At 59.7% G+C, this 25,786-nt stretch carries 22 protein-coding genes; 11 read left to right on the forward strand and 11 right to left on the reverse strand.

Features of this window, described 5'->3' with window-relative positions; all coding sequences use genetic code 11:
• Nucleotides 1–80 precede the first annotated feature (80 nt).
• On the reverse strand, nucleotides 81–713 hold the full coding sequence (locus ACQZ5K_RS08290) for an outer membrane protein (protein WP_003522825.1): 633 nt from the start codon (nucleotides 711–713) through the stop codon (nucleotides 81–83).
• 444 nt (nucleotides 714–1,157) lie between these two features.
• Here ACQZ5K_RS08290 and ACQZ5K_RS08295 point away from each other — a divergent pair, with 444 nt between their 5' ends.
• Together ACQZ5K_RS08295 and ACQZ5K_RS08300 are read left to right on the forward strand one after the other, a co-directional pair.
• Nucleotides 1,158–1,610, forward strand: a complete 453-nt coding sequence (locus ACQZ5K_RS08295) for a hypothetical protein (protein WP_003522824.1) — start codon at nucleotides 1,158–1,160, stop codon at nucleotides 1,608–1,610.
• A gap of 211 nt (nucleotides 1,611–1,821) precedes the next feature.
• Entirely contained in the window at nucleotides 1,822–2,382 is a 561-nt protein-coding gene (locus tag ACQZ5K_RS08300; RefSeq protein WP_003522823.1) for a dual specificity protein phosphatase family protein, read from the forward strand.
• A gap of 146 nt (nucleotides 2,383–2,528) precedes the next feature.
• Here ACQZ5K_RS08300 and ACQZ5K_RS08305 read toward each other — a convergent pair whose 3' ends face one another.
• Complete coding sequence (locus ACQZ5K_RS08305; protein WP_448740105.1) at nucleotides 2,529–3,776, reverse strand: AGE family epimerase/isomerase; 1,248 nt, start codon at nucleotides 3,774–3,776, stop codon at nucleotides 2,529–2,531.
• Nucleotides 3,777–3,968: 192 nt separating this feature from the next.
• Between ACQZ5K_RS08305 and metH the strand changes: the two genes are divergently transcribed.
• Nucleotides 3,969–7,742, forward strand: a complete 3,774-nt coding sequence (metH, locus tag ACQZ5K_RS08310) for a methionine synthase (RefSeq protein ID WP_448740106.1) — start codon at nucleotides 3,969–3,971, stop codon at nucleotides 7,740–7,742.
• A gap of 71 nt (nucleotides 7,743–7,813) precedes the next feature.
• On the opposite strand, the gene ACQZ5K_RS08315 is transcribed toward metH, so the two are convergent.
• Together ACQZ5K_RS08315 and ACQZ5K_RS08320 are read right to left on the reverse strand one after the other, a co-directional pair.
• A complete protein-coding gene (locus tag ACQZ5K_RS08315) occupies nucleotides 7,814–9,145 on the reverse strand; it encodes an MFS transporter (RefSeq protein ID WP_448740107.1) in 1,332 nt (443 codons plus the stop codon).
• Between the two features lie 78 nt (nucleotides 9,146–9,223).
• Complete coding sequence (locus ACQZ5K_RS08320) at nucleotides 9,224–10,000, reverse strand: AAA family ATPase (protein WP_448740272.1); 777 nt, start codon at nucleotides 9,998–10,000, stop codon at nucleotides 9,224–9,226.
• Nucleotides 10,001–10,342: 342 nt separating this feature from the next.
• Here ACQZ5K_RS08320 and ACQZ5K_RS08325 point away from each other — a divergent pair, with 342 nt between their 5' ends.
• Entirely contained in the window at nucleotides 10,343–10,990 is a 648-nt protein-coding gene (locus ACQZ5K_RS08325; protein ID WP_448740108.1) for a hypothetical protein, read from the forward strand.
• A gap of 28 nt (nucleotides 10,991–11,018) precedes the next feature.
• Here the strand turns inward: ACQZ5K_RS08325 and ACQZ5K_RS08330 are convergent, their stop codons facing one another.
• From ACQZ5K_RS08330 to ACQZ5K_RS08355, 6 genes are all read right to left on the reverse strand, one after another.
• Complete coding sequence (locus ACQZ5K_RS08330; protein WP_448740109.1) at nucleotides 11,019–12,062, reverse strand: zinc-dependent alcohol dehydrogenase family protein; 1,044 nt, start codon at nucleotides 12,060–12,062, stop codon at nucleotides 11,019–11,021.
• 95 nt (nucleotides 12,063–12,157) lie between these two features.
• Entirely contained in the window at nucleotides 12,158–13,216 is a 1,059-nt protein-coding gene (locus ACQZ5K_RS08335) for an ABC transporter ATP-binding protein (protein WP_448740110.1), read from the reverse strand.
• A gap of 13 nt (nucleotides 13,217–13,229) precedes the next feature.
• Nucleotides 13,230–14,012, reverse strand: a complete 783-nt coding sequence (locus ACQZ5K_RS08340; RefSeq protein ID WP_142779502.1) for an ABC transporter permease — start codon at nucleotides 14,010–14,012, stop codon at nucleotides 13,230–13,232.
• Entirely contained in the window at nucleotides 14,009–14,893 is an 885-nt protein-coding gene (locus tag ACQZ5K_RS08345) for an ABC transporter permease (RefSeq protein ID WP_003522813.1), read from the reverse strand. Before ACQZ5K_RS08345 ends, ACQZ5K_RS08340 begins: the two co-directional genes overlap by 4 nt.
• A gap of 101 nt (nucleotides 14,894–14,994) precedes the next feature.
• Nucleotides 14,995–16,101: an ABC transporter substrate-binding protein gene (locus ACQZ5K_RS08350; protein ID WP_003522812.1), complete on the reverse strand. Its 1,107-nt coding sequence runs from the start codon at nucleotides 16,099–16,101 to the stop codon at nucleotides 14,995–14,997.
• Between the two features lie 291 nt (nucleotides 16,102–16,392).
• Nucleotides 16,393–17,271 carry a MurR/RpiR family transcriptional regulator gene (locus tag ACQZ5K_RS08355; RefSeq protein WP_448740111.1) on the reverse strand — a complete coding sequence of 293 codons (879 nt, stop codon included), beginning with the start codon at nucleotides 17,269–17,271 and terminating at the stop codon, nucleotides 16,393–16,395.
• Between the two features lie 174 nt (nucleotides 17,272–17,445).
• On the opposite strand from ACQZ5K_RS08355, the gene ACQZ5K_RS08360 reads away from it, so the two are divergent.
• The 7 genes from ACQZ5K_RS08360 (at nucleotide 17,446) to ACQZ5K_RS08390 (ending at nucleotide 25,199) form a co-directional block, all read left to right on the forward strand.
• The gene (locus tag ACQZ5K_RS08360; protein ID WP_448740112.1) at nucleotides 17,446–18,219 is read left to right on the forward strand and encodes an N-formylglutamate amidohydrolase; all 774 of its coding nucleotides are present in this window, start codon (nucleotides 17,446–17,448) and stop codon (nucleotides 18,217–18,219) included.
• Nucleotides 18,220–18,432: 213 nt separating this feature from the next.
• Nucleotides 18,433–19,947 (forward strand): amino acid permease, encoded by a 1,515-nt coding sequence (locus tag ACQZ5K_RS08365; protein ID WP_448740113.1) that lies wholly within the window; start codon nucleotides 18,433–18,435, stop codon nucleotides 19,945–19,947.
• Between the two features lie 64 nt (nucleotides 19,948–20,011).
• A complete protein-coding gene (locus ACQZ5K_RS08370; protein ID WP_448740114.1) occupies nucleotides 20,012–21,379 on the forward strand; it encodes a glutamine synthetase family protein in 1,368 nt (455 codons plus the stop codon).
• Nucleotides 21,380–21,397: 18 nt separating this feature from the next.
• A complete protein-coding gene (locus tag ACQZ5K_RS08375) occupies nucleotides 21,398–22,786 on the forward strand; it encodes an aldehyde dehydrogenase family protein (protein WP_448740115.1) in 1,389 nt (462 codons plus the stop codon).
• The gene (locus ACQZ5K_RS08380) at nucleotides 22,783–23,928 is read left to right on the forward strand and encodes an iron-containing alcohol dehydrogenase (protein WP_448740116.1); all 1,146 of its coding nucleotides are present in this window, start codon (nucleotides 22,783–22,785) and stop codon (nucleotides 23,926–23,928) included. Before ACQZ5K_RS08375 ends, ACQZ5K_RS08380 begins: the two co-directional genes overlap by 4 nt.
• Before the next feature lie 18 nt (nucleotides 23,929–23,946).
• Nucleotides 23,947–24,321, forward strand: a complete 375-nt coding sequence (locus tag ACQZ5K_RS08385) for a hypothetical protein (RefSeq protein ID WP_448740117.1) — start codon at nucleotides 23,947–23,949, stop codon at nucleotides 24,319–24,321.
• Between the two features lie 161 nt (nucleotides 24,322–24,482).
• On the forward strand, nucleotides 24,483–25,199 hold the full coding sequence (locus ACQZ5K_RS08390; RefSeq protein WP_448740118.1) for a ParA family protein: 717 nt from the start codon (nucleotides 24,483–24,485) through the stop codon (nucleotides 25,197–25,199).
• Nucleotides 25,200–25,247: 48 nt separating this feature from the next.
• Here the strand turns inward: ACQZ5K_RS08390 and ACQZ5K_RS08395 are convergent, their stop codons facing one another.
• Nucleotides 25,248–25,766: a Spy/CpxP family protein refolding chaperone gene (locus tag ACQZ5K_RS08395; RefSeq protein WP_448740119.1), complete on the reverse strand. Its 519-nt coding sequence runs from the start codon at nucleotides 25,764–25,766 to the stop codon at nucleotides 25,248–25,250.
• Nucleotides 25,767–25,786: the final 20 nt, after the last annotated feature.

The raw sequence follows: 25,786 nt of genomic DNA on the forward strand, positions 1-25,786 counted from the left end.
AATTCAAGCCGGTTCAGACTTTCAGTAACGGAAAAGCCCGGCGGTTGGCCGGGCTTTTTGTCGAAATCGATTGGTCGCGATCAGAACTTCACGCCGAGACCGACCTTCACAGTGTGCTGGTCGACATCGGTGTTGATGCCGAAGATGTCCTTGTCGCTATAGTCGTTGTAGCGATATTCCAGCCTGCCGAACACATTGTCGGTGAAGGCATAGTCCAGACCCGCGCCAACGGTGTAGCCGTTGAAGGTGGTGCTGTCCTTGCCCGCGCCGGGCGTTTCGATGAAGCCGCGTGTCGCGGTCCAGCCGGCGGTGGCATAGAGCAGGGCATGGTCGAAGGCATAACCGACGCGGCCGCGAACGGAGCCCTGCCAGTCGGTGCCGATTTCGGTGCCCGCATAGTCATTGTCGTTCCAGTTATAATCGACATCGCCTTCGATGCCGAGGACCAGATTATTGTCGAACTGGTAATTGTAACCCACGAAGGCGCCCAGAATGCCGCCGTCGAAATTATCCGAGGCGACCGGGCCGCCTGCCGAAAAATCGCCATTCGCCCAGCCCGCGCCGCCTTGAATACCAAGATAGGGGCCAGACCAGGTGAAGACGGGCAGGGTTTCCTGCGCGACCGGAGGTGCGGGCGTTTCGTAGACGGCATCCGCGGCCATTGCGGTGCTGGCCGACAGGGCCAGGAGTGACGTTACGATCAGCGTTTTCATCGTTTTTCTCCCTGAGCTGACTGACATCCATAGCATAGATTAGCTGCTTTTAATATGGGTCGGGGTTCGGCGGTTCCAAGAGGCGCTCGTGTCCTCCCGGCGTTGCTGGCCGTCTTGCCCCGGATCGCGGCTTTTTATCGCCCCGCCATGCTGTTCTGATGCGGCGAACGTCTTTGGCCGTGTTTGGTTCCCTTCGCCGTTTCGTCAAAAGTCCGGCAGGGCGCCCGGCCGACGTCACGCTTGGTTGTCTTGACAGCGCAGGGCGCGACCATAGAGTTGTGGTAGACTATGGCGGTGCCGATGCTTTTCGCCGCATCGCCGGCGGCATGAGCTGCGGTTGAGACTACACCGTTGCGACTTCCCGGCGAGGGGGATCGTTGCGGGCGGAAAGGGCATGGGAGGATGAGATCGCATGAGGCTTTATTTTAGCGGAGGAGGGGCGACGTGATTGTCGGAGCCGTTCTCAGCGCCATTCTTCTTCTCACCCTCATTGCATTTCCGCGGCATCTCAAATCCGTCGTCATCTGCCTGTTGTTGATCTGGACGGCCACCGCCGCCTTTGTGATTTATGACTGGTGGCGCGGCAACCAGCGGCTCGACCATATCGTCGCCAGCGCCGGATTCGATGCGGCCTGCCCGGATGCGGCACTGCCGATCCGCGTCAGCTTCCGCAACGACAATAATGTCGCCGTACAGCGGCTGACCTATACGCTCGAAGGGTTCGAACCGGCCTTCCGTGCCTCCGTTTCCTTTGATCCCTATCAGGTGAGCGAAAGACGGATCGAGGCCGGGGAGACTTTCTCGGCCTGCCGGGCGTTCCGGATGCGCAACAATGAAAGGGTGGAGCCGCAACGGCTGGAATGGCGTGTCACTGTCATTTCTGCGGAATTCGACTGAGCGGTTCGTGCGGCTGCCCGTTATCACGGCATTTTGAAAATTTTCGCGCCGGTGAGCGGCGGCCGGAAAATCCCTGCATCACAACGGTTTCGGGCGGATGGGTGAATTCCCATCGTCCGCAACGGAACCGGCTGGGCCAGTCGCTGACTTGTTTTCGTCCATTTGCGATGCCATTTCCCCCTCCATTCGATGAATGTCGCGGGTTGATGTGTTGCGTATTGTTCTGAAGTTTCTGAAAATAACCGCCATCGGTCTTGTCGCCCTGCCGGTTCTGGCGGGTGCGCATATGGGCATCGGCCAGCTCACCGGAAATTTTCACGAAGTCATTCCCGGAGAGCTTTATCGTTCGGCGCAGCCGAGCGGCAAGGACATCGCGGCCTATGCCAAGGCTTACGGCATCAAGACGATCATCAACCTGCGCGATGAAAAGCGTGAAGGCTGGTACGATGCCGAAAGCCTTGCGGCCAAGAACAACGGCATCCGGCTTGTCGATTATCCGCTGAGTTCAAGCGAAAAGGTCTCGGTGGAAGATTCGGAAACGCTGGCGGCCGTGCTGCGCAATGCGGAAAAACCGATCCTCATCCATTGCGAACATGGCGCGAACCGCACCGGGCTCGCCTCCGCCATCTATGTGGCCGCCGTGGCCGGCAAGAGCGAGGCGGCCGCAGAATTTCAGCTTTCGCCCTATTACGGGCATGTGCCGATCCCCGGTATCGGGCGTTATGAAATGTACCAGTCCTGGGACGATTTCGAGGAAACCATCGGGTTTTGAGACGTTGCCATACATCGTCACCCCGGACTTGATCCGGGGTCCAGTGCGATCAAGTCATTGATCGCGAAAGACTCTTTCACGGCGCAGACGCGCCGTGGCTGGATGCCGGCTCAAGGCCGGCATGACGGACGGTTGCGCAACGCGCCTCAATAATCCCCGTCGCTTTCCCTGATCACCTTCGTCAGGCTTCCCGTCGCCGGGAAAAGCGGGATGAGGCAGGCCTGAAGCGCGTGGTAGATATCGCCCTTGCCGGGGAACAGCGTGTGGGCGGGAACCAGATCTTCCGTCAGCTCCTCATGCCAGCCGCCATTGGCATGGTCGATGAAATTGTTGGCGATGGTGCTCCAGATGCGGCGATAGCTGTCTTCATAGAAGTTGTCCGCCGGCAGGTTCTCGTTGAGGAAGTGGGCAGCGCCCGCCGCCTCGGACATGGGCCACCACAGCTTGGCCCGCTTGTCGGGATTGTCGTTCCAGTCGAGCGTATAAAAGAAGCCGCCCTTTTCCCGGTCCCAGCCGAGCGCCATGGATTGCACGAACAGCGATTTCGCGGCCACCGGCATCCAGTCATGGCGGCGCTCGCCCAGCACCCATAATTGCAGGATGAGGCGCGCCCATTCCAGCCAGTGGCCGGGGGTGGAGCCGGAAGGGCGGAACATTTCGTTGCCGCGATACTCCTTGTCGAGCGTCCAGTTCTCGTCGAAATGCTCCGGCACGCGGAAGTCCAGCGCGCCGGCGCGGCGGCGAATGACGAGATCGGCGATGCGCTCCGCCTTGCTGAGGTAGCTATTGTCGCCGGTAACCTCATAGGCGGCCATCAGCGCTTCGGTCAGGTGCATGTTGGAGTTCTGGCCGCGGTAATTCTCGATGGGCGACCAGTCGCGATGGAATTCCTCGGCGATGGCGCCGTGTTTTTCTTCCCAGAAGCGCGTTTCCAGAACCTCGGTAATATCGGCCAGCATCCGGTCGGCCAGCGGGTGGCCGACGGACTTGGCGGAAGAGGCGGCGAGAAGCACGAAGGCATGGCCGTAACCCTGCTTGGTGGCGTCCACTGGGCCGGCATCGTTCACCTGCCAGAAATAACCGCCATGCTCGCCATCGCGGTGCCTGTTCCAGAGATAGGTCATGCCGTGATCGACGATATCGCCGCAGCCCGGACGGCCAAGCAAGTGGCCGATGGAGAAGCAATGCACCATGCGGGCGGATGCGTGGATGCCGCGCACGGGGTCGTTTGGCTGCAACGGCGCGCCTTTGGCATCGAGATCGAAGAAGCCGCCGGCAGGGTTGAGGGCACGATACTGGAAGAAATCGAAAAGTCCCTCGGCCTGTTTTACCAGCCATTGGCGATGCCAGGGCAGGGTGTTCCAGTTGCGGCTGTTGTGATCGTCCTCGGGCATTCTCGTCCTCCATGCGGTTTGCTGCTTCGGCTTATATCCTTGCCGTATAAACCTGTCATCTGTCAGCGATATTTCGTAACGTGCTGCAACTGCGCAAAGCCATGCCTGTCTCTTGAAGATATATTGACATAAACATATCTTTATGTGACTTGACGGCTTGCGATCTTGCAAATCGAAATGAGGAGTGTGCCCGTGTTTGACGATCTGTTCGGCCCCGAAGGGGCAAAGCGTGACGGCGCGGAAATTTTCAAGGCGTTGCGCGATGCCGCCAGCGAACGCATCCTCATTCTCGATGGCGCCATGGGCACGCAGATCCAGGGTCTGGGTTTTGACGAAGACCATTTTCGTGGCGATCGTTTTATCGGCTGCGCCTGTCACCAGAAGGGCAATAACGACCTTCTGATCCTGACCCAGCCTGATGCCATCGAAGACATCCACTATCGCTACGCCATGGCGGGTGCGGATATTCTCGAAACCAACACGTTTTCGTCCACACGCATCGCGCAGGCCGATTACGAGATGGAAAATGCCGTCTACGATCTCAACCGCGAGGGTGCCGCGATTGTCCGCCGCGCCGCCCAGCGCGCCGAGCGGGAAGATGGCCGCCGCCGTTTCGTGGCGGGCGCCATCGGCCCGACCAACCGCACGGCCTCGATTTCGCCTGACGTCAACAATCCCGGTTTTCGCGCCGTCAGCTTCGACGATCTGCGTATCGCCTATGGCGAACAGATCGACGGTTTGATCGACGGTGGTGCCGATATCATCCTGATCGAGACGATCTTCGATACGCTGAACGCCAAGGCGGCGATCTTCGCCTGCGAGGAGCGTTTCGAGGCCAAGGGCATCCGCCTGCCGGTAATGATCTCCGGCACGATCACCGACCTTTCCGGCCGCACGCTTTCCGGCCAGACGCCTTCGGCGTTCTGGAATTCGGTGCGCCACGCCAATCCCTTCACCATCGGCCTGAACTGCGCGCTGGGTGCCGACGCCATGCGTCCGCATCTGCAGGAGCTTTCGGATGTGGCCGATACCTTCGTCTGCGCCTATCCGAATGCCGGCCTGCCGAATGAATTCGGTCAGTACGACGAAACACCTGAGATGATGGCGCGTCAGGTCGAGGGCTTCGTTCGCGACGGTCTCGTCAACATTGTCGGCGGCTGCTGCGGTTCGACGCCGGAGCATATCCGGGCGATTGCGGAGGCTGTCAAAGGCTACAAGCCGCGCGAAATTCCCGAGCATAAGCCCTTCATGTCGCTTTCGGGCCTCGAGCCTTTCGTGCTGACCAAGGACATTCCTTTCGTCAATGTCGGCGAACGCACCAACGTCACCGGCTCGGCCCGCTTCCGCAAGCTCATCACCGCCGGTGACTATACGGCGGCGCTGGCTGTCGCCCGCGACCAGGTGGAAAACGGTGCGCAGATCATCGACATCAACATGGATGAGGGCCTGATCGATTCCGAAAAGGCGATGGTGGAGTTTCTGAACCTCATCGCCGCCGAGCCGGATATTGCCCGCGTGCCTGTGATGATCGACTCATCCAAGTTCGAGATCATCGAGGCCGGCCTGAAATGCGTTCAGGGCAAATCGATCGTCAATTCGATTTCGCTGAAGGAAGGCGAGGAGAAGTTTCTACAGCAGGCGCGGCTCGTCCATAATTACGGTGCGGCGGTCGTGGTCATGGCCTTCGATGAGGTCGGGCAGGCCGATACCTATGAGCGCAAGGTCGAGATCTGCTCGCGCGCCTACAAGCTCTTGACCGAAAAGGCGGGCCTGTCGCCGGAAGACATCATCTTCGACCCCAACGTCTTTGCCGTCGCGACGGGTATCGAGGAGCACAATAATTACGGCGTGGATTTCATTCAGGCCACCAAAACCATCCGCGAAACCATGCCGCTGACGCATATTTCCGGCGGCGTCTCCAACCTGTCCTTCTCCTTCCGCGGCAATGAGCCGGTGCGTGAGGCGATGCATGCCGTGTTCCTCTACCATGCCATTCAGGTCGGCATGGATATGGGCATCGTCAATGCCGGGCAGCTTGCGGTTTACGACAATATCGATCCGGAACTGCGTGAGGCCTGCGAGGACGTGGTGCTGAACCGCCGCGACGACGCGACCGAGCGTTTGCTGGAGGTCGCGGAGCGCTTCCGTGGCACGGGTGCAAAGGATACCAAGGTTCAGGATCTTTCCTGGCGCGAACTGCCCGTCGAGAAGCGGCTGGAACATGCGCTGGTCAACGGCATTACCGACTATATCGAGGCCGATACCGAAGAGGCGCGCCAGAAGGCGGAGCGCCCGTTGCACGTCATCGAAGGGCCGCTGATGGCCGGCATGAATGTGGTCGGCGACCTCTTCGGTTCCGGCAAGATGTTCCTGCCGCAGGTGGTGAAATCCGCCCGCGTGATGAAGCAGGCGGTTGCCGTGCTGCTTCCTTACATGGAAGAGGAAAAGCGCCTGAATGGCGGCTCCGAGCGCAGTGCCGCCGGCAAGGTGCTGATGGCCACCGTGAAGGGCGATGTGCACGATATCGGCAAGAACATCGTCGGCGTCGTTCTGGCCTGTAACAATTACGAGATCATCGATCTCGGCGTCATGGTGCCGACGACGAAAATCCTCGAAACGGCGATTGCCGAAAAGGTGGATGTGATCGGCCTTTCCGGCCTCATCACCCCGTCGCTGGACGAGATGGTGCATGTGGCGGCCGAAATGGAGCGGCAGGGTTTCGACATTCCGCTCCTGATCGGCGGCGCGACGACGAGCCGTGTGCATACGGCGGTGAAAATCCATCCGCGTTACGAGGCGGGGCAGGCAATCTATGTAACCGACGCCTCGCGCGCGGTGGGCGTCGTGTCGGCGCTTCTCTCTGCCGAGCAGAAGCCCGCTTATATCGACGGTATTCGCAGCGAATATGCCAAGGTGGCGGAGGCGCACGCCCGCAATGAGCGCGAAAAGCAGCGCCTGCCGCTTTCCCGCGCCCGCGAGAATGCGCACAAGATCGACTGGTCGGCCTATAGCGCCGTCAAGCCGCAATTCTTCGGCACCAGGGTGTTCGAGACCTACGATCTTGAAGAGCTTTCCCGTTACATCGACTGGACGCCGTTCTTCCAGACCTGGGAATTGAAGGGTCGTTTCCCGGCCATTCTCGATGACGAAAAGCAGGGTGAGGCGGCGCGGCAGCTCTACAGCGATGCGCAGGCGATGCTGAAGAAGATAATCGAGGAAAACTGGTTCCGGCCGCGGGCGGTGATCGGCTTCTGGCCGGCCAACGCCGTGGGTGACGATATCCGGCTGTTCACCGATGAAAACCGTAAGGAAGAGCTTGCGACCTTCTTCACGCTGCGCCAGCAGCTTTCAAAGCGCGACGGACGCCCGAATGTGGCGCTGTCGGATTTCGTCGCGCCCGTCGATAGCGGCGTTGCCGATTATGTCGGTGGTTTCGTGGTGACGGCGGGCATCGAGGAAGTGGCGATTGCCGAGCGGTTCGAGCGGGCGAATGACGATTATTCGTCCATCCTCGTCAAGGCGCTGGCCGACCGTTTCGCGGAAGCCTTTGCCGAGCGCATGCATGAGCGGGTACGCAAGGAGTTCTGGGGTTATGCACCGCAGGAAAACTTCAACGGCGATGAGCTGATTGGCGAAGCCTATGCCGGTATTCGCCCGGCGCCCGGCTATCCGGCCCAGCCCGATCATACTGAAAAGAAGACGCTGTTCGCCCTGCTCGACGCCACCAATGCGGCGGGCGTGGAACTGACGGAAAGCTATGCCATGTGGCCTGGCTCCTCCGTCTCGGGCATCTATATCGGCCATCCCGAGAGCTATTATTTCGGTGTCGCCAAGGTGGAGCGCGATCAGGTTCTCGATTATGCGCGCCGTAAGGACATGCCGGTGGAAGAGGTGGAGCGCTGGCTCGGCCCTGTCCTCAACTACGTGCCGACGAACGGCGCAGAGGAAATCGACAGCGCGGCCTGATGTTCCGGTGTGCTGCCATTCAATAAAAAAAGCGCGGGTCTTGCCCGCGCTTTTTGCATTCATTGGGTTGTTTAAGACCGTAACGCCGCCAGTTCCTCGATGCCGACATGGCTCTCGACCTCGCTGCCGCGCAGATGGAGATAGAGGCCGATCGCGAAGGCGAGGACGGCGATGAAGACAAGATACCAGGCATGGGCCATGGGGTTGACGGCGAGCGCCGTGGTCACGCCAATCGGCGTCAGCCCGCCGAAGACGGCATAGGAGACGTTATAGGCGAAGGAGAGGCCGGAGAAGCGCACCGAGGCCGGGAAGGCGCGCACCATGACATAGGGCACCGCACCCGCCATACCGACCGAAAGGCCCATGACGCCGTACAGCACGAACATGGTTTGAAGCGACGTGCCGGCATAGCTGTAGAAGGTGAAGGTGGCGATGCCGAAGAAGATGCTCGCCCCCATGAAGAAGATGCCGGAGCCGACGCGGTCGATCAGCGCGCCGGCGATGATGACGCCGAAGATCAGGAACAGCGTGCCGAAGCTGGTGCCGGCCAGCGCCTGTGTCGGGGTATAACCGTAAAGCTTCTGCAGGAAGGTGGCCGTCATCAGCGTCGTGACGACAATGGCGGCCGAGAGAACCCAGGTCAGCAGGGCGGAAATGACCACGCCGCGCATATGGTGCTTCAGCACCAGCCCGAGCGGCAGCTTGTCCGTCAGCGATTTCGACTTCTTCATCTCCATGAAGATCGGCGTTTCTTCCAGCCAGCGGCGCAGATAGACAGCGATGAGGCCGAAAATGCCGCCGAGCAGGAAGGGAATGCGCCAGGCGTAACCGGCCACGTCTTCCGGTGTGAAGAGCGAGTTGATGGCGAAGGCGATCAGCGAGCCGAGCATGATGCCGAAGGAAAGGCCGGATGTGAGGAAGCCGCAGGCGAGGCCAACGCGGCGGAAGGGCACATGTTCGGCAACGAAGGTCCATGCGCCCGGCACTTCACCACCGATGGCCGCGCCCTGCAGCATGCGCAGGATGATGAGCAGGATGGGGGCGGCCACGCCGATGGTCGCATAGGTCGGCATCAGCGCCATGCCGAGGGTCGAGAGCGCCATCAGCAGGATGGAGAAGGCGAAAACCCGTTTGCGGCCGTAACGGTCGCCATAATGCGCCAGCACGATGCCGCCCAGTGGCCGCACCAGATAACCGGCGGCAAAGATGCCGAAGGTCTGGATCATCACCAGCCAGTCCGGCATTTCCGGCGGGAAGAACAGATGGCCGATGACGGTGGCGAAAAATACGAAAATGATGAAATCGTAAAATTCCAGCGCGCCGCCGAGGGCCGAAAGGCCAAGAGTTCTGTAATCCTGACCGTTGAGGGGCCGGGCTGCCGCCGGTGTGGTGGTGGGAGACATGAGCCTGCTTCTTTTCTAAATTACGTAGTACTTACGGGCATGCGGCAAGCGCGGCGCGATTTCAAGCCTTATCGACGGTCAATCGCTCAGGTATTTCGAGGGACGATCAAGAAAGCGGCGCAGGAAACTGATGTTTTCCAGCTCGTCATAGAGGCGCTCGGTGATGCCGTCCGCGTCGAAATGATAGATGGTCGCCTCGGGAATGGCCAAAAGCACCGGCGAATGGGTAGCAATGATCAATTGCCCGCCGCTATCGGCGGCGTCACGGATAAGGGCTGCCAGTTCGAGCTGCTTTTGCGGCGAAAGCGGGCTTTCCGGTTCGTCGAGAAAATAGAGACCGGCGCCATGCAGCCGCTGTTGCATGATATCGAGAAATCCTTCGCCATGCGAACGCCGGTCGATGACATTGTTCCTGACGATCCTGCGAAAGGTATCCGGGGTTTCTTCCGGAAAGTCTTCGCCCTTCTTGAGGGCCTTTTCCCGCTCCCAGCGAAAATCGTCGAGCGTGTCCTCGTTCTGCCGACGTATATAACCAAGCACGTCTTCCGCGCGCATGAACATGCGGATTTTCGGATATTTCTTGCGGGCGAAATAGAAGGACTTCGCCACGGTCTCGGCATGCTGAAGGTAAAGGTCGCCGGTAACCTGGCCGTGATTGCCGATGGCATAGGCCGTCATTCCCGCCGCCAGCCCTTCCAGCAGCGTCGATTTGCCAGAGCCGTTATTGCCGGCAAAAAAGGTGATCGGCGTCTTGAATTCGAGGCGTTCCAGATGGCGCAGCGCCGGAACGGAGAAGGGATAGTCGTCTCTTCCGTCCGGGCTTTCCTTCATGGTTACGCTGTCGAGAAACAGCATGTCGCGGTCCTTGCCAGTAAATCCATCCTGTTCGGAGGCGCTGCGCCCTGGCGCATCGTCCGGGCTCGGCATTGAGGTGTGTGATTGTGCTTCGAGTTTAACGCGGTGCGTGGTCTGCGCCAATGGCGTGGGCTTATGGCAGTATCAAATCTTCAGCGCTGATCTTTGTAATAATTTAGTCTATTATAAAATAATAATTCAGAATTATTGATTGTATAGTCATTTAAATTACTGTTTATCCGGTTAGTCATCATGTAATTAAAAGATTATTTTGAGTATAAACTTCACATTAATACAGTCATGTCAATCGTCGTTCATTCTCGTTGCTGTTGTGGGGAATGGATGAATTATATTGCGCTATTTTCTGCCGCTGCTCTGTTTTCCGCGATATTCGCGGGTGAGGCGGAGGCGCGGAAGGTTCGAGTCTTTGCCATTCCCGGATTTGGCGGCGGGGAGACGATCGATCTCGTCTACGATCTGCCGAACACCGCAGCTTTCCTTCGCGAGGGAAAGGCGCTCGATCTCGGTTATCTGAACGGCGACAATGGCAGCGGCTATGTTCTTTATCAAGGCGACCGTTATACCAAGCTCAGCGATGCGGATATTGCGAGGCTGAAGGCGACCCTTGGTTTCGATCCGACGGCCAAGCACCGCATGGAACGGGCGGCCTGGAAGGAGGAGAGCAGTCGCTGGGGCTTTGTGGTTTTCATCGCCGTGCTGGTGGTCGGTTTTTTTGTGTTCATCCACAAGGGGCTGCATCTCATCCGGTGGCTCGCGCGATCCTTGACGACGCCTGCCGCTGCTGCTGCTGACAATGGCTCGGCGGACGAGGTTTTCGATCCGCTGGAGGTTCGCAAGAAGCAATTGGTGAAACGCCAGTGGAGCGACAGCCAGACGGATCATACCGCGCGCAGCCCGGCACCATCGACGGTGCAGGCATCTCCCCGGACAGGCGGCCCGGCCCGGTCTTTCGGACGCAGGAACGCCTGAGGCGAAGATTAATGGCTGCGACCGTCGATCATTCGAACCGGTCGATGATGCTGATGCCGCTTTCCTTGAAACTGTCCATGGCGGGCAGGGCGGTTGCGGCCTCGGTCAAGGAAATGTGGCGGCCGATCAGTTTTTCGGGCGCAAGCTTGCCGCTTTCGATCATTGCCAGCATGTCCTCGTAACGCCATGCCTGCATGCCGTGGCTGCCGTAAATCTCCAGCTCGTGGGCGATCACCCGGGCCATGGGAATGGCGGGCATGGCGTGGTCTGCCAGCATCAGCCCCACCTGCACATGGCGGCCGCGCCGGCGTAGGTTGCTGATTGAGTTGCAGCAGGTCTGCGGGTGACCGAGCGCATCGACAGAGACATGCGCGCCGCCACCCGTTATCTGGCGAACCGCCTCGGCAACATCGGCAACCGAGCGGCTGTTGATGGTGGCGGTCGCGCCCAGCTGCCGGGCAAGTTCGAGCTTGTCTTCGGCAATGTCGATGGCGACGACCTGCGCGCCGAGGCCAGCGCCGATCATGATGGCGGAGAGGCCGACGCCGCCGCAGCCATGCACCGCCAGCCATTCGCCGCCCTTCAGGCGTCCCTGATCGGTCACGGCCCGGAAGGAGGTGGCGAAACGGCAGCCGAGGCCGGCGGCGGTGGCGTAACTCATCGTATCCGGCAGATGCACGAGGTTCTGATCGGCATAATCGATGGCGACATATTCGGCGAAGGAGCCCCAATGGGTGAAGCCGGGCTGGAACTGCGCTTCACAAACCTGCTGGTTGCCGGAGCGGCATTCATGGCAATGGCCGCAGCCGGAAACGAAGGGCACGGTAACGCGGTCGCCGGTCTTGAAGCGGGTGACGTTTTTGCCGACGGCGGCGACCACACCTGCGAATTCGTGACCGGGAACATGCGGCAGGCGGATATCCGGATCATGTCCCATCCAGCCGTGCCAGTCGCTGCGGCAGAGGCCGGTCGCCTTTACCTCGATGACCACGCCGCCATCGGTCGGTTCCGGATCTGGCAGGGACGCAACAACCGGGGTTTCGCCGAACAGTTCGTAAAAAAGCGCGCGCATCATGGCCTCACATGGTTGGTATGCAGGTTCGAAGTCATACCTGCTCTACCATGTCCCGCAAATGGGCGAAGCGGTTTTGCGGCTGGAAAAGCGCTTTAGTCCTTGATGACCATCAGGTCGCCGGCAGCGAATTTCAGCGTCACCTGCTCGCCGACGGCGGGCGGTGCTGTGCCGGGATCGTTGAACATGTCGAAAGACAGGGTCGAGCCGCCGAGATCGAGGCGGGTGCGGATGACGGAGCCGAGGAACTGGCTGGAGGTGACGAGGCCGGAAATGGCGACATCGCCTTTCGCATCGCTGCCGAGCGAGCCCGCTTCCGGTCGCAGGGCAAGGGTGATTTTTTCGCCGTTCGCCACATTGACCGGCTTGTGCAGGGTGATCTGCTGCTCTCCGACACGGATGGTGTTGGAGGAGGAATCGACCACGGTGGCGTCGATGAGGTTCAGCGTGCCGACGAAGGAGGCGACGAAGCGGGTCGCGGGCTTGTTGTAGATATCGAAGGGGGAGCCGATCTGGTCGGCGCGGCCGCCATTCATGACGACGATGCGGTCGGAAATCGACAGGGCCTCTTCCTGATCGTGGGTCACGAAAATGGTGGTGATGCCGAGTTTCTGCTGGATCTGGCGGATTTCCTCACGCAGCGACACGCGAATCTTGGCGTCGAGCGCGGAGAGCGGCTCGTCCAGCAAAAGCACCTCCGGCTTCGGCGCGAGCGCGCGGGCGAGCGCCACGCGCTGCTGCTGGCCGCCCGACATCTGGTAGGGGTAACGGTCCGCCAGATGCTCCAGATGGATGAGCTGGAGCATTTCCTTCACGCGGGCGTCGATCTCGGCTTTCGGTTTGCCGGCGACTTTCAGCCCGAAGGCGACGTTTTCATAGACATTCATGTTCGGGAACAGCGCATAGGCCTGAAACACCATGCCGATATTGCGCTGGTTCGGCCTGAGCGCCGTCTGGTCCTTGCCGTTGATGACGATCGACCCGCCGCTCGGCGTTTCGAAGCCGGCGATCATGCGCAGCACGGTGGTCTTGCCGCAGCCCGAAGGCCCGAGGAAGGAGACGAATTCGCCTTTTTCGATGGCCATGTTGAAATCATGCACGACCTGCACGGAGCCGAAGGATTTCTTGATGTTGCTAAGTGTCAAAAAGCTCATGAAAATATTGTCCTCAGGCCTTGGGAGGCGCGCCCTTCTGGTAGCGTGAAACGAGTTGGATCAGACCCAGGCAACCCCAGGTGATGCCGAAGGAAATCACGGCAAGTGCGGCCGGTTCATAGGCGCGGTTGGCGCCGAGCAGCTGCATATAGGGGCCGAAGGCCGGGCGGTTCAAAAGGGCCGCCATGGTGAATTCACCGATGACGATGGCGAAGGTCAAAAACGCACCTGACAGCACGGCGACCAGAACATTGGGCAGGATGATGCGCGAAAGGATGGTCGTCCAGCCCGCGCCGAGGCTCTGCGCCGCTTCCGTCAGTGTTGCGACATCGATGGTTCGGAGGCCGGTATCGACGGCGCGGTACATATAGGGCAAGGCCAGTGTGGCATAACCGAACATCAAAAGCAGGTTGGTGCCGAAGCTCGTGCCGGTCAGTGGCAGCCAGCTCGAGGTGTTATAGAGCCGGATATAACCGAAGACGATGACGATGGCCGGGATGACCAGCGGCAAAAGCGTGATGAATTCGATATAGGGGCGCAGGCCCGGTAGTTTCAGGCGCACCCAATAGGCGGTGGGCACCACCAGCAGAACCCCGAAGACGATGGTGAACAGCGCCATCACCACCGAATAGCTGAAGGTTTCCTGAAAGCGCGGATCGCTGAGCACCCTGGCGTAAGCGTCGAAGGAATATTCGCCGCGCCGCATTTTCAGCGAGAAGTTGGTCATGCCGATCAGTGGCAGGGCGAAATAGAGCAGGCCGAAGATCAGCGCGCCCCAGGCGAAGAAACGCTTCATTTCAGCCACCTTTCACTGCGGGCGCGCAGCCAGATATAAAGCGCATTGGCAATGCCGGTGACGACGATCATGCCGAAGGCAAGGGCGTAACCGAGATGCGGGTTACCCAGAACATCGCCGCGAATCTGCGCGAAGAGCAGGATAGGCACGATGTTGAGCGAGGAGCCGGTGAGCGCGATTGCGGTGGCCACCGCGCCGAAGGCGTTGGCGAAGAGCAGCGACATGGTGCCGAGCAGCGACGGCAAAAGGATAGGGAAGGCCACCATGCGCCAATATTGCAGGCCGGTTGCGCCGAGAATTTCCGCCGCCTCGCGCCATTCGCGCTTCAGCCCGTCCAGCGCCGGCGTGATGATGAGGATCATCAGCGGTATCTGGAAGAACAGATAGGTGACGGTCAGGCCCCAGAAGGACAGGATGTTGAAGCCGAGCAGCCTCAGATCAATGCCGATCTGCGTCTTCAGGAAGACGGTGAGAAGGCCGACCGGGCCAAGCGTGGCGATGAAGGCGAAGGCGAGCGGCACGCCGGCGAATTGCGAGGCAACGCCCGAAAAGGTCAGAAGCGGTCCACGAATGCGCTGCGGCAATCCGCCCAGTACCACGGCGGCGGCGACGGCAAAGCCGATCAGGCAGCCGAGAGCTGCCGAGGCGAGGCTGATCTTGATCGAAATCCAGTAGGCCGCAAGGATGGAGGAGGTGAAAAGCCCGGCGATATTTTCCAGCGTGAAGCTGCCATCGGCATGCTGGAATGCGCCGATGACGATCTTCATCGTCGGAAGGATCAGAAACAGCAAAACAAAAACGGCAAAAGGTACGACGCCAATCCAGTGCAGCGGCAGTTTCCTGCCCGCGTCGGATGGTCCGCCGGTGTTGGTTGATGGCATCCTTGTCCCCAAACGCCGTTTTCAAACGGTCTGTATATAAAGGTCTACATCATAAAAGAAGCACCCCGGCTTTTGATCGGCCGGGGTGCATTTTCAACAGTTTACTTCACATTCGCGCCGACAACGCTGTCCCAGCCACCGGTAACGGCAGCCTTGTTGGCGTCGACTTCCTCGAGTGTCGGGAAGATCGCCTTTTCATAGGCTGCTGCCGGCGGCAGGCTGTCGATCAGTTCCTGCGGAACCTTGCCGGCCTTGACCATGGCGTTGAAGCGGATCGGGTGGCAATAGCCCTTCAGCCAGCCGAGCTGACCGTCGTCGGAGTAGAGGTGCTCCATCCACAGCTTGGCAGCGTTCGGATGCGGCGCGTAAGCGGAAATGCCCTGAACGTAGACGCCGGCCAGAACGCCCTTCTCAGGAACGATGACTTCCGTCGGCGGGTTGTCGTTCAGCGTCTTCTTCCAGGAAAGGGCGTTATAGTCCCAGGCGACGATGATCGGGGTCGCGCCCTGCGCCAGCGTGCCTGCCTTGCCGATAACCGGCAGGAAGTTGCCAGCCTTGTTGAGATCGGCAAAATATTTCAGGCCAGCTTCACCGGCTTCCTTGCCGGACTTCGCACCGGTGGAAAGGCCGGCGGCGAGAACGCCGAGGATGGCCTGATTGGAAGCGCGCGGATCGCCCGCGAGCGCCACCTGGCCGGAATATTCCGGCTTCAGCAGGTCGGCCCAGTCCTTCGGTGCGTTGTTGACGAGGTCCTTGTTCACGAAGAAGGACATCACGCCGTAATAATCGCCGTACCAGTAACCTTCCGGATCCTTGACGTTGTCCGGAATTTCGTCCCAGGTGGAAACCTTGTAGGGCTGCAGCAGGCCTTCGGCCTTCATCTGCGGGCCGAAGGCGAGGCCGACGTCGACGACGTCAGGCGCCTGCGGGCCCTTGTTGTCCTTGTTGGCCTTCACCGCTTCGACTTCATCGGCGGAGCCGGCGTCGGGGTTCAGTTCGTTGACGGTGATTTCCGGATATTTCGCCTTGAAGGCGGCAATCACGTCGCCGTAACCGCACCAGTCGTGCGGCAGCGCGACGGTGGTCAGCATGCCTTCCTTCTTGGCGGCGGCGATCAGCTCGGCGCTCGGTTCAGCGGCGGCAATTGCGGTGGAGGCGATGACCAGTGCAGTGGTCGTAGCGAGCAGTCGGCGGCAGTGAGAGATCACTTTTTTCTCCTCTTCGTGTTCTCATATTGCGGACGCTGATACGGATTCTCGATGAAGCTAATGTGACGGCTGGATTGCAATTTATTTATCCGGATTCCGTCACTTTACGCCCGTTTTCCGCCATCACCCGGCTTTTTGCCTGCAATTGCGGGAGATTCCCCTCATGATCCGTGGTGGCCAGATATGTTCCCCAGCTTGGTTTCTTATCCTGTTTTATCGTGCTGGTAGCGATGACAGGTATCCAATCAGCGTGCGGCATCCGCGTCAAGCAAGTTGCCCGGCTATGTAGTTTCATGTTTTGTCCGGCCTGCGGAACAGCCGCGTCTGTTCGAACAGGCCTTCAAGCGCGTTCATGCGTTCCCTGGTTTCATCCCAGGTGCCGTTCTGCACCGCTTCGATCAGCGCTTCGACCACGAACAGCGTGACGACCGAGGAATCCCATGCCGAGGGAGCTTCGATCCTGACGCGGAAAGTGTGCAGCGCGTGGCGCGCCACCGGCGATGTCCATTGATCGGTGAAGAGAATGATCTGCACGCCGTTTGCCTTGGCCACTTCGGCCAGCGTCGTCATGTCGTGCTCGTAGCGGCGGATGTCGAAGATAACCAGTATGTCGCCGGCGCTCATGTTCAGCATATATTGCGGCCAGGCGCTGGAATTCGACGACATCAGCGTCGTCTTCGGCCGGATCACCTGCATGTGGGTGAAGAAATATTCGGCAATCGCACCCGTAATGCGTCCGCCGACGAAATAGATGCTGCGCTTGCGGTCGGAAAGCAGCGCTGCGGCATTGTCGAAGACGGCGGTGTCGAGATCGCTCAGCGTATCGCGCAGATTGCCGGTGATGGCATCGGCAAAGCGGTTGAGAATGTGCAGGCCGGGCGCATTGGTTGCCCAGCGGTCATGTTTGGCGATGGGGCCGGAGATCGTCGCTTCCAGTTCCTGGTGCAGATGCGCCTGAAATTCCGGGTAGCCCTTGTAGCCGAGCTTCTGCACCATGCGCGCCACCGTCGGCGTCGAAACGCCGGCATTTTCCGCAATGGTGGTGATGCTGCCGAGGCCGGAGACGGGGTAGTTGCCGAGCAGGCTCTCCGCCAGCCGTTTTTCCGAACGGGTCAGTGCGTCGTAATGGGCATGAATGACATCCGACACGGTCGCCGTCGTGCTGCGCAAATTTTTCCCCTTCCGGTCTTCTGCCGGTGCATGGCTAAAATAAACATCTGTGCCAGCTATCGAGTCAATGGGAAAATGAAGAGAAAATTTCAAAATTCCATTTGACACTCGCAATAATGTGAAGAATTCTTTTCGGCGTTGACGGAACGCGGGGGTTCCGGGTGGGGTTCGTGCATGACGCTGCGGTCACGGTTTTTCACAGAAGCGGAAGGGCAGGCCGTCGGCATCGAGAATGCGGCGGCGAAGGGCGACGTCCTTCTCGTCTGCGAACATGCCTCCGCCACCATTCCGCAGAAATTCGGCACATTGGGTCTTTCGCCGGAGGTGCTTTCGAGCCATGCGGCCTGGGATCCGGGCGCTCTGGCCGTTGCCCGGCTGCTTTCGGAAAAGCTTGACGCCACGCTCGTCTATCAGCGGTTTTCGCGTCTCGTCTATGATTGCAACCGGCCGCCCGAATCGCCTTCCGCCATGCCGGTGAAAAGCGAGATTTACGATATTCCCGGCAATTTCGATCTCAGCGACGCGGAGCGGTTCGCCCGCACCTCAGCACTTTATGTGCCGTTTCATGACCGGGTGAGCGAGATCATCGCCGCGCGGCAGGCGGATGGCCGTAACGTGGTGGTGGTGACCATCCACAGTTTCACGCCGGTCTATCACGGCCGGTTCCGAAAGGTTGAGATCGGCATCCTGCACGATACCGACAGCCGCCTCGCGGATGCGATGCTGGCGGGCGCCGAAGGGTCCGCGCTCACGGTCAATCGCAACGATCCCTATGGCCCGGAAGACGGCGTGACGCATACGCTGCGGCTGCATGCGCTGCCGGATGGGCTTTTGAACGTCATGATCGAGATCCGCAACGATCTCATCACCAATGAAGGAGAGCAGGCGGCAATCGCCGGTTTTCTTTACGAGCTTATGGGGAAGGCGCTCTCATCGATCGATGAGTGAGGGAGCTATGGCCGGCCGATGGTGAAAACACCGGGGTCGGCTGCCAGATGAGACTGCCGACATTCAAGGAAAGCCGGAAAGGCATGAGGCGGCAAGGGAACAGCAAGTGCGTGCGGCACAACGCGGAAACCTTCCGCAGGTGCTGAAAACTGGGGCACAATCGGCCAATAACGGCTGACTGGCTTGTTTTTTTCTTATTCAGGAGAGAAGGGCATGGACAGTTCATCGTCAGGCGTCAGCTACAAGAAGGCTGATGCATCCTATTTCGAAAAACGCGGACTATCCCGTTATGCGGGCGTGTGGTCGCTCTGGTCGCTCGGCGTCGGCGCGGTCATTTCCGGGCATTTTTCCGGATGGAATTTCGGCTTTTCCACCGGCGGCTGGGGCGGCATGCTGGTGGCGGGCATCATCATCGCCATCATGTATCTCGGGCTGACATTTTCGATTGCGGAAATGAGCCCGGCCTTGCCGCATACCGGTGCGGCCTATTCCTTTGCCCGCACGGCCATGGGCCCATGGGGCGGCTTCATCACCGGGCTTTGCGAGAATGTCGAATATGTGCTGACGCCGGCGGTCGTCGTCACCTTCATCACGGCCTATGTGAACTCCATTCTCGGCCTCGATCCGGCCTATTCACCCTTCGTGTGGATAGCGTTTTACGCGATATTCCTTGCGCTCAATGTCTTCGGGCTTGAGCTTTCCTTCAAGGTGACGCTGGTTATCACGCTGATTTCGCTTGCCGTTCTGGTGTTCTTCTGGATCAGCGCCATTCCCAACATCGATTTTTCGCGTTTCGCGCTCAATATCGGTGTCGGACCTGACGGTAAGGCGGTGGAGCTGCCTGAGGGCGGCGGTTCCTTCTTCCCCTTCGGGTTCTCGGGCGTTCTCGCCACGCTGCCTTTCGCGGTCTGGCTGTTCCTCGCCATCGAGCAACTGCCGCTGGCGGCGGAAGAATCGGTCGATCCCAAGCGCGACATGCCGAAGGGCATCATCCTCGGCATGGTAACGCTGATGGTTTCGGCCTTCATGATCGTGCTGCTCAACCCGTCCCTGCCGGGCGTTGGCGCCTTCCATCTCAGCTCCTCGCTTGAGCCGCTGCTCGATGGTTTCAAGGCGATCTATGGCGATGGCGGCGTGGTGGTGCTCGGTCTCGTTGCGCTTACCGGCCTGATCGCCAGCTTCCATACGATCCTCTATGCACAGGGCCGGCAGATCTATTCGCTGTCGCGTGCGGGTTACTTCCCGACCGTGCTGTCGATCACTCATTCCAAGTATCGCACGCCATACGTTGCCAACATCACCGGCGCGATTGTCGGTTTGGCGGTCATGCTCGTCATCTGGTTCGCGCTGGGTGCGGAACAGGGCGGCAGCATCATCGGCAGCGTGCTTTTGAACATGGCCGTGTTCGGTGCGATGTTCTCCTACATCATGCAGGCGATTTCCTTCATTCTGCTCAGGAAGAACCTGCCGCATATCGAGCGGCCGTTCCGTTCGCCCTTCGGCATTCCGGGCGCGGTGCTGACGGTCATCATCGCCATCGTCACGCTGCTTTACCAGATCCAGGATCCGAACTTCACCAAGGGCGTGCTCTGGGTGGCGGTCTGGTTCGCCGTGGCGATTGCCTATTTCGCCTTTGTCGGACGCCATCGCCTCATCCTGTCGCCGGAAGAGGAATTCGCGATGGAGCACAAGCAGGCTGCGGTTGCCGCAGCGGCTGCAAAGGCCTGATGCTCAAACAAACGGGCGGCCGCATCCCGGCCGCCCGGCCACGACAATAAAGGGAACGGACAAAATGACGAGCTACACATTCGACGCGCTTAAAATGGATGTCGCCGAGGGGCGCATCGACACGGTTCTGGCCTGCCTTGTCGACATGCAGGGGCGTCTGATGGGCAAGAGATTTCAGGCCGAATTCTTCGTTGAAAGCGCCTTTGAGGAAACCCATAGCTGCAATTACGTGCTTGCCACCGACATGGAGATGGAGACCGTTCCCGGCTATAAATCCTCCAGCTGGGAAAAGGGTTATGGCGACTATGTGCTGAAACCCGATCTTTCGACGCTGCGACGGGTGCCATGGCTGGAAGGCACGGCGCTGGTGCTCTGCGATGTGCTTGACCATCACACCCATGAAGAAGTGCCGCATTCGCCGCGCGCGCTGTTGAAAAAGCAGGTGGCGCGGCTGGAGGCCATGGGGCTGAAAGCCTTCATGGCGACCGAGCTGGAATTTTTCCTGTTCGACCAGACCTTCGATGCGGCGCGCGCCAGCGGCTACAAGGGGCTGAATCTCGCCAGTGGTTACAACGAGGATTACCATATCTTCCAGACCACCAAGGAAGAGGACGTCATGCGGGCGCTGCGCAAGGGTCTGCAGGGTGCCGGCATTCCGGTTGAAAACTCCAAGGGCGAGGCGTCTCCCGGCCAGGCGGAAATCAACGTTCGTTATGCCGAAGCGCTGACCATGGCCGACCGGCACGCCATCATCAAGAACGCCACCAAGGAGATCGCCTGGTCCAAGGGCAAAGCGGTGACGTTCCTTGCCAAGTGGAACTATAACTCCGCCGGCAGCTCCTCACACATCCACCAGTCGCTGTGGAGCCTCGATGGCAAGACGCCGGCCTTCCTTGACAAGGATGCCAAGCATGGCATGTCGGAACTGATGCGGCATTATGTTGCCGGGCTTCTGGCCCATGCCAGCGAGATAACCTATTTTCTGGCGCCCTATATCAATTCCTACAAGCGGTTCATGGCCGGAACGTTTGCGCCGACCAAGGCGATCTGGAGCCTCGACAACCGCACGGCGGGATATCGCCTCTGCGGCGAAGGCACCAAGGGTATCCGTATCGAATGCCGCGTCGGCGGCTCCGATCTCAATCCCTATCTCGCCATGGCGGCTTTGCTTGCGGCAGGCATTGACGGCATCGAAAATAAACTCGAACTTGAGCCCGCTTTTGTCGGCGATGCCTATGGCGGCAAGGACGTGCGCGAGATACCCAAGACCCTGCGTGACGCCACGGCCTATCTGGACGGATCGAAAATGCTGCGCAACGCCTTTGGCGACGATGTGATCGATCATTACGTCCATGCCGGACGGTGGGAGCAGGAAGAATACGACCGCCGCGTGACCGACTGGGAAGTGGCGCGCGGTTTCGAACGGGCCTAATCATTACGGGAAAACATCATGATCATGATCCAGAATATCTCGCCCATCGACGGCTCGGTTTATGCCGAGCGGGAGGCGATGTCGCTGGAGGCGGCGCGCGCCGCCGTTTCGAAAGCGCGCAAGGCGCAGAAGGACTGGGCGCGGCGTCCGCTTGAGGACCGCGTTCAGCTTGTTCTGAAAGGTGTCGCCCGCCTCAATGAAATGGTGGCGGAGGTGGTGCCCGAACTGGCGCATATGATGGGCCGTCCGGTGCGTTACGGCGGCGAGTTCAAAGGCTTCAACGAGCGCTCCAACTATGTCGCCTCCATTGCAGCCGATGCGCTGGCGCCGCTCGTCATCGAGGAAAGCGGGAATTTCGAACGCCGCATCGAGCGCGAAGCGCATGGCGTGGTCTTCGTCATCGCGCCGTGGAACTATCCCTACATGACGGCGATCAACACCGTCGCACCCGCCTTGATGGCCGGCAATACGGTCGTCATCAAACATGCGGCGCAGACGCTGCTGGTGGGCGAGCGCATGGTGCGGGCCTTCGTAGAGGCGGGTGTGCCTGACGATGTCTTCATCAATCTATTCCTCGACCATGGCACGACCTCGGCGCTGATTTCCGAAGGCCTTTTCAACTTCGTCAACTTCACCGGTTCGGTGGAAGGTGGCCGCGCCATCGAGCGCGCCGCTGCCGGCACCTTCACCGGTCTCGGGCTTGAACTCGGCGGCAAGGACCCTGGCTACGTGATGGAGGACGCCGATCTCGACGCCGCCGTCGATACGCTGATGGATGGCGCCACCTATAATTCCGGGCAATGCTGCTGCGGTATCGAGCGCATCTACGTCAATGAAAACCTCTATGACGCCTTTGTCGAGAAGTCGGTGGCGTGGGTGTCCAACTACAAGCTCGGCAATCCGCTGGAGCAGGAAACGACGCTCGGGCCGATGGCCAACAAGCGCTTCGCAAAGGTGGTGCGCGCGCAGGTCGCTGATGCTGTCGCCAAGGGCGCTAAAGCGCTGGTCGATTCGAAGCTTTTCCCCGCCGATGACGGCGGGAGCGCTTATGTCGCGCCGCAAGTGCTTGTCAATGTTGATCACTCGATGGAGTTCATGACCGAAGAAACCTTCGGCCCGGCCGTCGGCATCATGAAGGTGAAGAACGACGATGAAGCCATCGCGCTGATGAATGACAGCAAATATGGCCTCACCGCCTCGCTGTGGACGCAGGATGCCGCCCGGGCCGGGCGCATCGGCCGCGAAATCGAAACCGGCACCGTGTTCATGAACCGCGCGGATTATCTCGATCCCGCCCTTTGCTGGACCGGCGTCAAGGAAACCGGCCGTGGCGGTTCGCTTTCCGTCCTCGGTTTCCAGAACCTGACCCGCCCGAAATCCTACCATCTGAAGAAAGTCACGAAATGAATATCGTCGCCAACTGGAGTTATCCCACCGCCGTCAAGCTTGGCCGTGGCCGGATCAAGGAACTGGCGGAAGCCTGCAAGACGCTTGGTATCAAGAAGCCGCTTCTCGTGACGGATCGCGGTCTTGCCAATATGGCGATTACCGCGCATGCGCTGGATGTGCTGGAAGAGGCGGGTCTCGGCCGGGCGATCTTCGCCGAGGTCGATCCGAACCCGAACGAAATCAACATGGAAGCCGGCGTGAAGGCCTATTGCGATGGCGGCCATGACGGCGTCGTCGCTTTCGGCGGCGGTTCCGGGCTCGATCTCGGCAAGACCATTGCCTTCATGGCCGGGCAGACCCGCCCGGTCTGGGATTTCGAAGATATCGGCGACTGGTGGACACGGGCGGACGCTTCCAAAATCGCGCCTATCGTTGCCGTTCCGACGACGGCGGGCACCGGTTCGGAAGTCGGTCGCGCCAGCGTCATCACCAATTCGCAAACGCATGTGAAGAAGATCATCTTCCATCCGAAGCTCTTACCCGGCGTCGTCATCTGCGATCCCGAGCTGACGGTCGGCATGCCGAAGGTCATCACGGCGGGAACGGGCATGGATGCCTTTGCCCATTGCCTCGAGGCCTATTCGTCGCCCTTCTATCATCCGATGAGCGCCGGCGTGGCGCTGGAGGGGCTGCGGCTCGTCAAGGAATTCCTGCCGCGCGCCTATAGGGACGGCACGGATATCGAAGCGCGCACCAATATGATGGCAGCGGCGGCGATGGGGGCGGTCGCCTTTCAGAAGGGTCTCGGCGCCATTCACTCGCTCTCGCACCCGATCGGCGCGGTCTACAACACCCATCACGGCATGACCAACGCCGTCGTCATGCCGGCGGTGCTGCGCTTCAATCGTCCTGCCATCGAAGACAAGATTGCCCGCGCGGCCGCCTATCTCGGTATCTCTGGCGGCTTCGACGGCTTCTATGATTACGTGCTGGAGCTTCGCAAGGAACTCGGCGTGCCGGAAAACCTGACCGCCATGGGCATCAAGCCGGATCGTATCGACGAACTGGCGGCGGAGGCGATCAAGGATCCGAGCTGCGGCGGTAATCCGGTGCCGATGACGCTGGAGAATACGAAGAAGTTGTTCGAGGACTGCTTTTAAAGGATCGTTGTGGCAACCATGAGATTTTCAGCATTGTCGCCATTGCTGGCAGTGGCGTTCTTAAGTCTGCCTTTTGTGGCGCAGGCCGCTTCTTTTAAGGAGCTTTCCGGTCAGGGTTACAAAGTCGGAACCCTATCGAGCAACAAGGCGGGAATCCGGGGATGGAACTTGTCCAAGGGCTCCGACCGCTATTTTTGTGAAATGCGCGCGACCATGGCGTATTCCGGAAAGAGTGGCATGGTATCCTTCACCAGCGCCGGACGCATGATCACGCTTGATCGTGCAACAGTTGAGAAAAGCCTGGGCAACTCCCTGAATTTGCCAAAGTACGAAGATCTCAAAGCCGGCCGCCTGCGCGCGGACGATGTGGGGTCCTGCCGAAAGCTGGCGTGATCAATCGTATGGCAGAAGCCCGCGACTTATCGCGGGCTTTTTGTTGTCCCTAAAAACGATCTTAGTCTTTTCTTAACCATGTTCGTTAAGGTTATGGAAAGCACCATGATCGGCTCGGTGCGTGAATGAGCATGAAATGGCTCTGATCAATCGGGGATATCATGCCTGTCATTACTTTTGCCAACACCAAGGGCGGCGCCGGAAAAACGACCGCCGTGCTGCTTCTGGCAACCGAACTTGCCCGCAGTGGCCACCGCGTGACGGTTCTGGATGCCGATCCGCAATTGTGGATTTCCCGCTGGCACGACTTGTCCGGCGAGATCGAGAATCTCTCGGTGATTTCGCATGTGACGATGGCTTCGCTTGAAGGCCATATTCGCGAGAATAAAACCAATACCGACTGTTTCATCATCGATCTGCCTGGGTCGAAAAGCCCGCTGCTGACCATGGCGCTCGGTATTTCCGATCACGTGCTGATCCCGGTGCAGGGCTCAGCCATGGATGCGCGCGGCGCTGCCGAAGTTCTGGACCACATCGAATTCCTGAACCGCAAGATGGGTAAGGCTATCGCCCATTCGATCGTACTGACACGGGTCAACGCCATGGTGGCGACGCGCTCCCTGCTGCTGGTCAAAATGCTGCTGGCGGAAAAGAGCGTCTCGGTGCTCAATACGCCGATTGTCGAGAGAGCGGCCTATCGCGATATTTTCGACTATGGCGGCACGCTTCTCTGTCTCGACAAGGACAAGGTCAGCAATATCGACAAGGCGGTGGAGAACGCGAAAGCCTTCGCCACCGAAGTCGTCGGCCTGCTTCCGAAACGTCTTTTGCGGCTCGGCACGCAACCCGCGCGTCTTTTCACCCGCAAGGCCGCCTGAGAGCCGGAGCTGCCGCCAGGGCAGGAACTGGCTCCGTCCGCGTGCTCGTTAAGGCTCATAGCCGCGTAGCCTGTTGTAACGTGCGACCTGCTCCTTGGTCAGCAGCTTTACCGTTTCGAGATGAGCGGCAAGGTGGATGTATCTCAGTCTGGCGCGGCTTTCTTCAATACGGTCGAGTTGCGCTCGCAATTGATCCGCATCGATTGAGCCATTGCGGAAGCCTGCATCCAGTGCCGCTTCGCCGGCGATCATTTGCCTGCCTTCTGTCGCAGCATCTTTCCGCATGGTTTGAAACAGCTGTTGGACGGCGGCGGCCTGCTCGGTCGTCAGCGCCAGTTCGGTCGCCATCTTGCTGACATGTGAAGGACCCGGCATACCGTTGAGATCGGCGGCTTTCGCAAAGCCCCATCCGCCTCCCTGTTCCAGTTCGGCAATATCTTCAGCCGACAGGCTCTTGATGGTTCGGCTCTGCTGGCCCGCATAGGGAGATTGGTGGAGATGCTGCTCTTCCCCGGCGGCTGAGAGGGGGAGAAGAGCGGTGAGGAAGACAAGAACCGTGGATTTCATGGGGCTACTCGGATTGTTGC

The sequence above is a fragment of the Agrobacterium sp. 22-226-1 genome, from assembly GCF_053522345.1.

Excerpts from the sequence above, each read along its gene's own strand:
- ACQZ5K_RS08290 (WP_003522825.1), bottom strand. The coding sequence starts at position 713 with ATGAAAACGCTGATCGTAACGTCACTCCTGGCCCTGTCGGCCAGCACC.
- ACQZ5K_RS08305 (WP_448740105.1), bottom strand. The coding sequence starts at position 3,776 with ATGCCCGAGGACGATCACAACAGCCGCAACTGGAACACCCTGCCCTGG.
- ACQZ5K_RS08315 (WP_448740107.1), bottom strand. The coding sequence starts at position 9,145 with ATGTCTCCCACCACCACACCGGCGGCAGCCCGGCCCCTCAACGGTCAG.
- ACQZ5K_RS08320 (WP_448740272.1), bottom strand. The coding sequence starts at position 10,000 with ATGCTGTTTCTCGACAGCGTAACCATGAAGGAAAGCCCGGACGGAAGA.
- ACQZ5K_RS08325 (WP_448740108.1), top strand. The coding sequence starts at position 10,343 with ATGAATTATATTGCGCTATTTTCTGCCGCTGCTCTGTTTTCCGCGATA.
- ACQZ5K_RS08330 (WP_448740109.1), bottom strand. The coding sequence starts at position 12,062 with ATGCGCGCGCTTTTTTACGAACTGTTCGGCGAAACCCCGGTTGTTGCG.
- ACQZ5K_RS08335 (WP_448740110.1), bottom strand. The coding sequence starts at position 13,216 with ATGAGCTTTTTGACACTTAGCAACATCAAGAAATCCTTCGGCTCCGTG.
- ACQZ5K_RS08340 (WP_142779502.1), bottom strand. The coding sequence starts at position 14,012 with ATGAAGCGTTTCTTCGCCTGGGGCGCGCTGATCTTCGGCCTGCTCTAT.
- ACQZ5K_RS08345 (WP_003522813.1), bottom strand. The coding sequence starts at position 14,893 with ATGCCATCAACCAACACCGGCGGACCATCCGACGCGGGCAGGAAACTG.
- ACQZ5K_RS08360 (WP_448740112.1), top strand. The coding sequence starts at position 17,446 with ATGACGCTGCGGTCACGGTTTTTCACAGAAGCGGAAGGGCAGGCCGTC.
- ACQZ5K_RS08365 (WP_448740113.1), top strand. The coding sequence starts at position 18,433 with ATGGACAGTTCATCGTCAGGCGTCAGCTACAAGAAGGCTGATGCATCC.
- ACQZ5K_RS08370 (WP_448740114.1), top strand. The coding sequence starts at position 20,012 with ATGACGAGCTACACATTCGACGCGCTTAAAATGGATGTCGCCGAGGGG.
- ACQZ5K_RS08375 (WP_448740115.1), top strand. The coding sequence starts at position 21,398 with ATGATCATGATCCAGAATATCTCGCCCATCGACGGCTCGGTTTATGCC.
- ACQZ5K_RS08380 (WP_448740116.1), top strand. The coding sequence starts at position 22,783 with ATGAATATCGTCGCCAACTGGAGTTATCCCACCGCCGTCAAGCTTGGC.
- ACQZ5K_RS08385 (WP_448740117.1), top strand. The coding sequence starts at position 23,947 with ATGAGATTTTCAGCATTGTCGCCATTGCTGGCAGTGGCGTTCTTAAGT.
- ACQZ5K_RS08390 (WP_448740118.1), top strand. The coding sequence starts at position 24,483 with ATGCCTGTCATTACTTTTGCCAACACCAAGGGCGGCGCCGGAAAAACG.
- ACQZ5K_RS08395 (WP_448740119.1), bottom strand. The coding sequence starts at position 25,766 with ATGAAATCCACGGTTCTTGTCTTCCTCACCGCTCTTCTCCCCCTCTCA.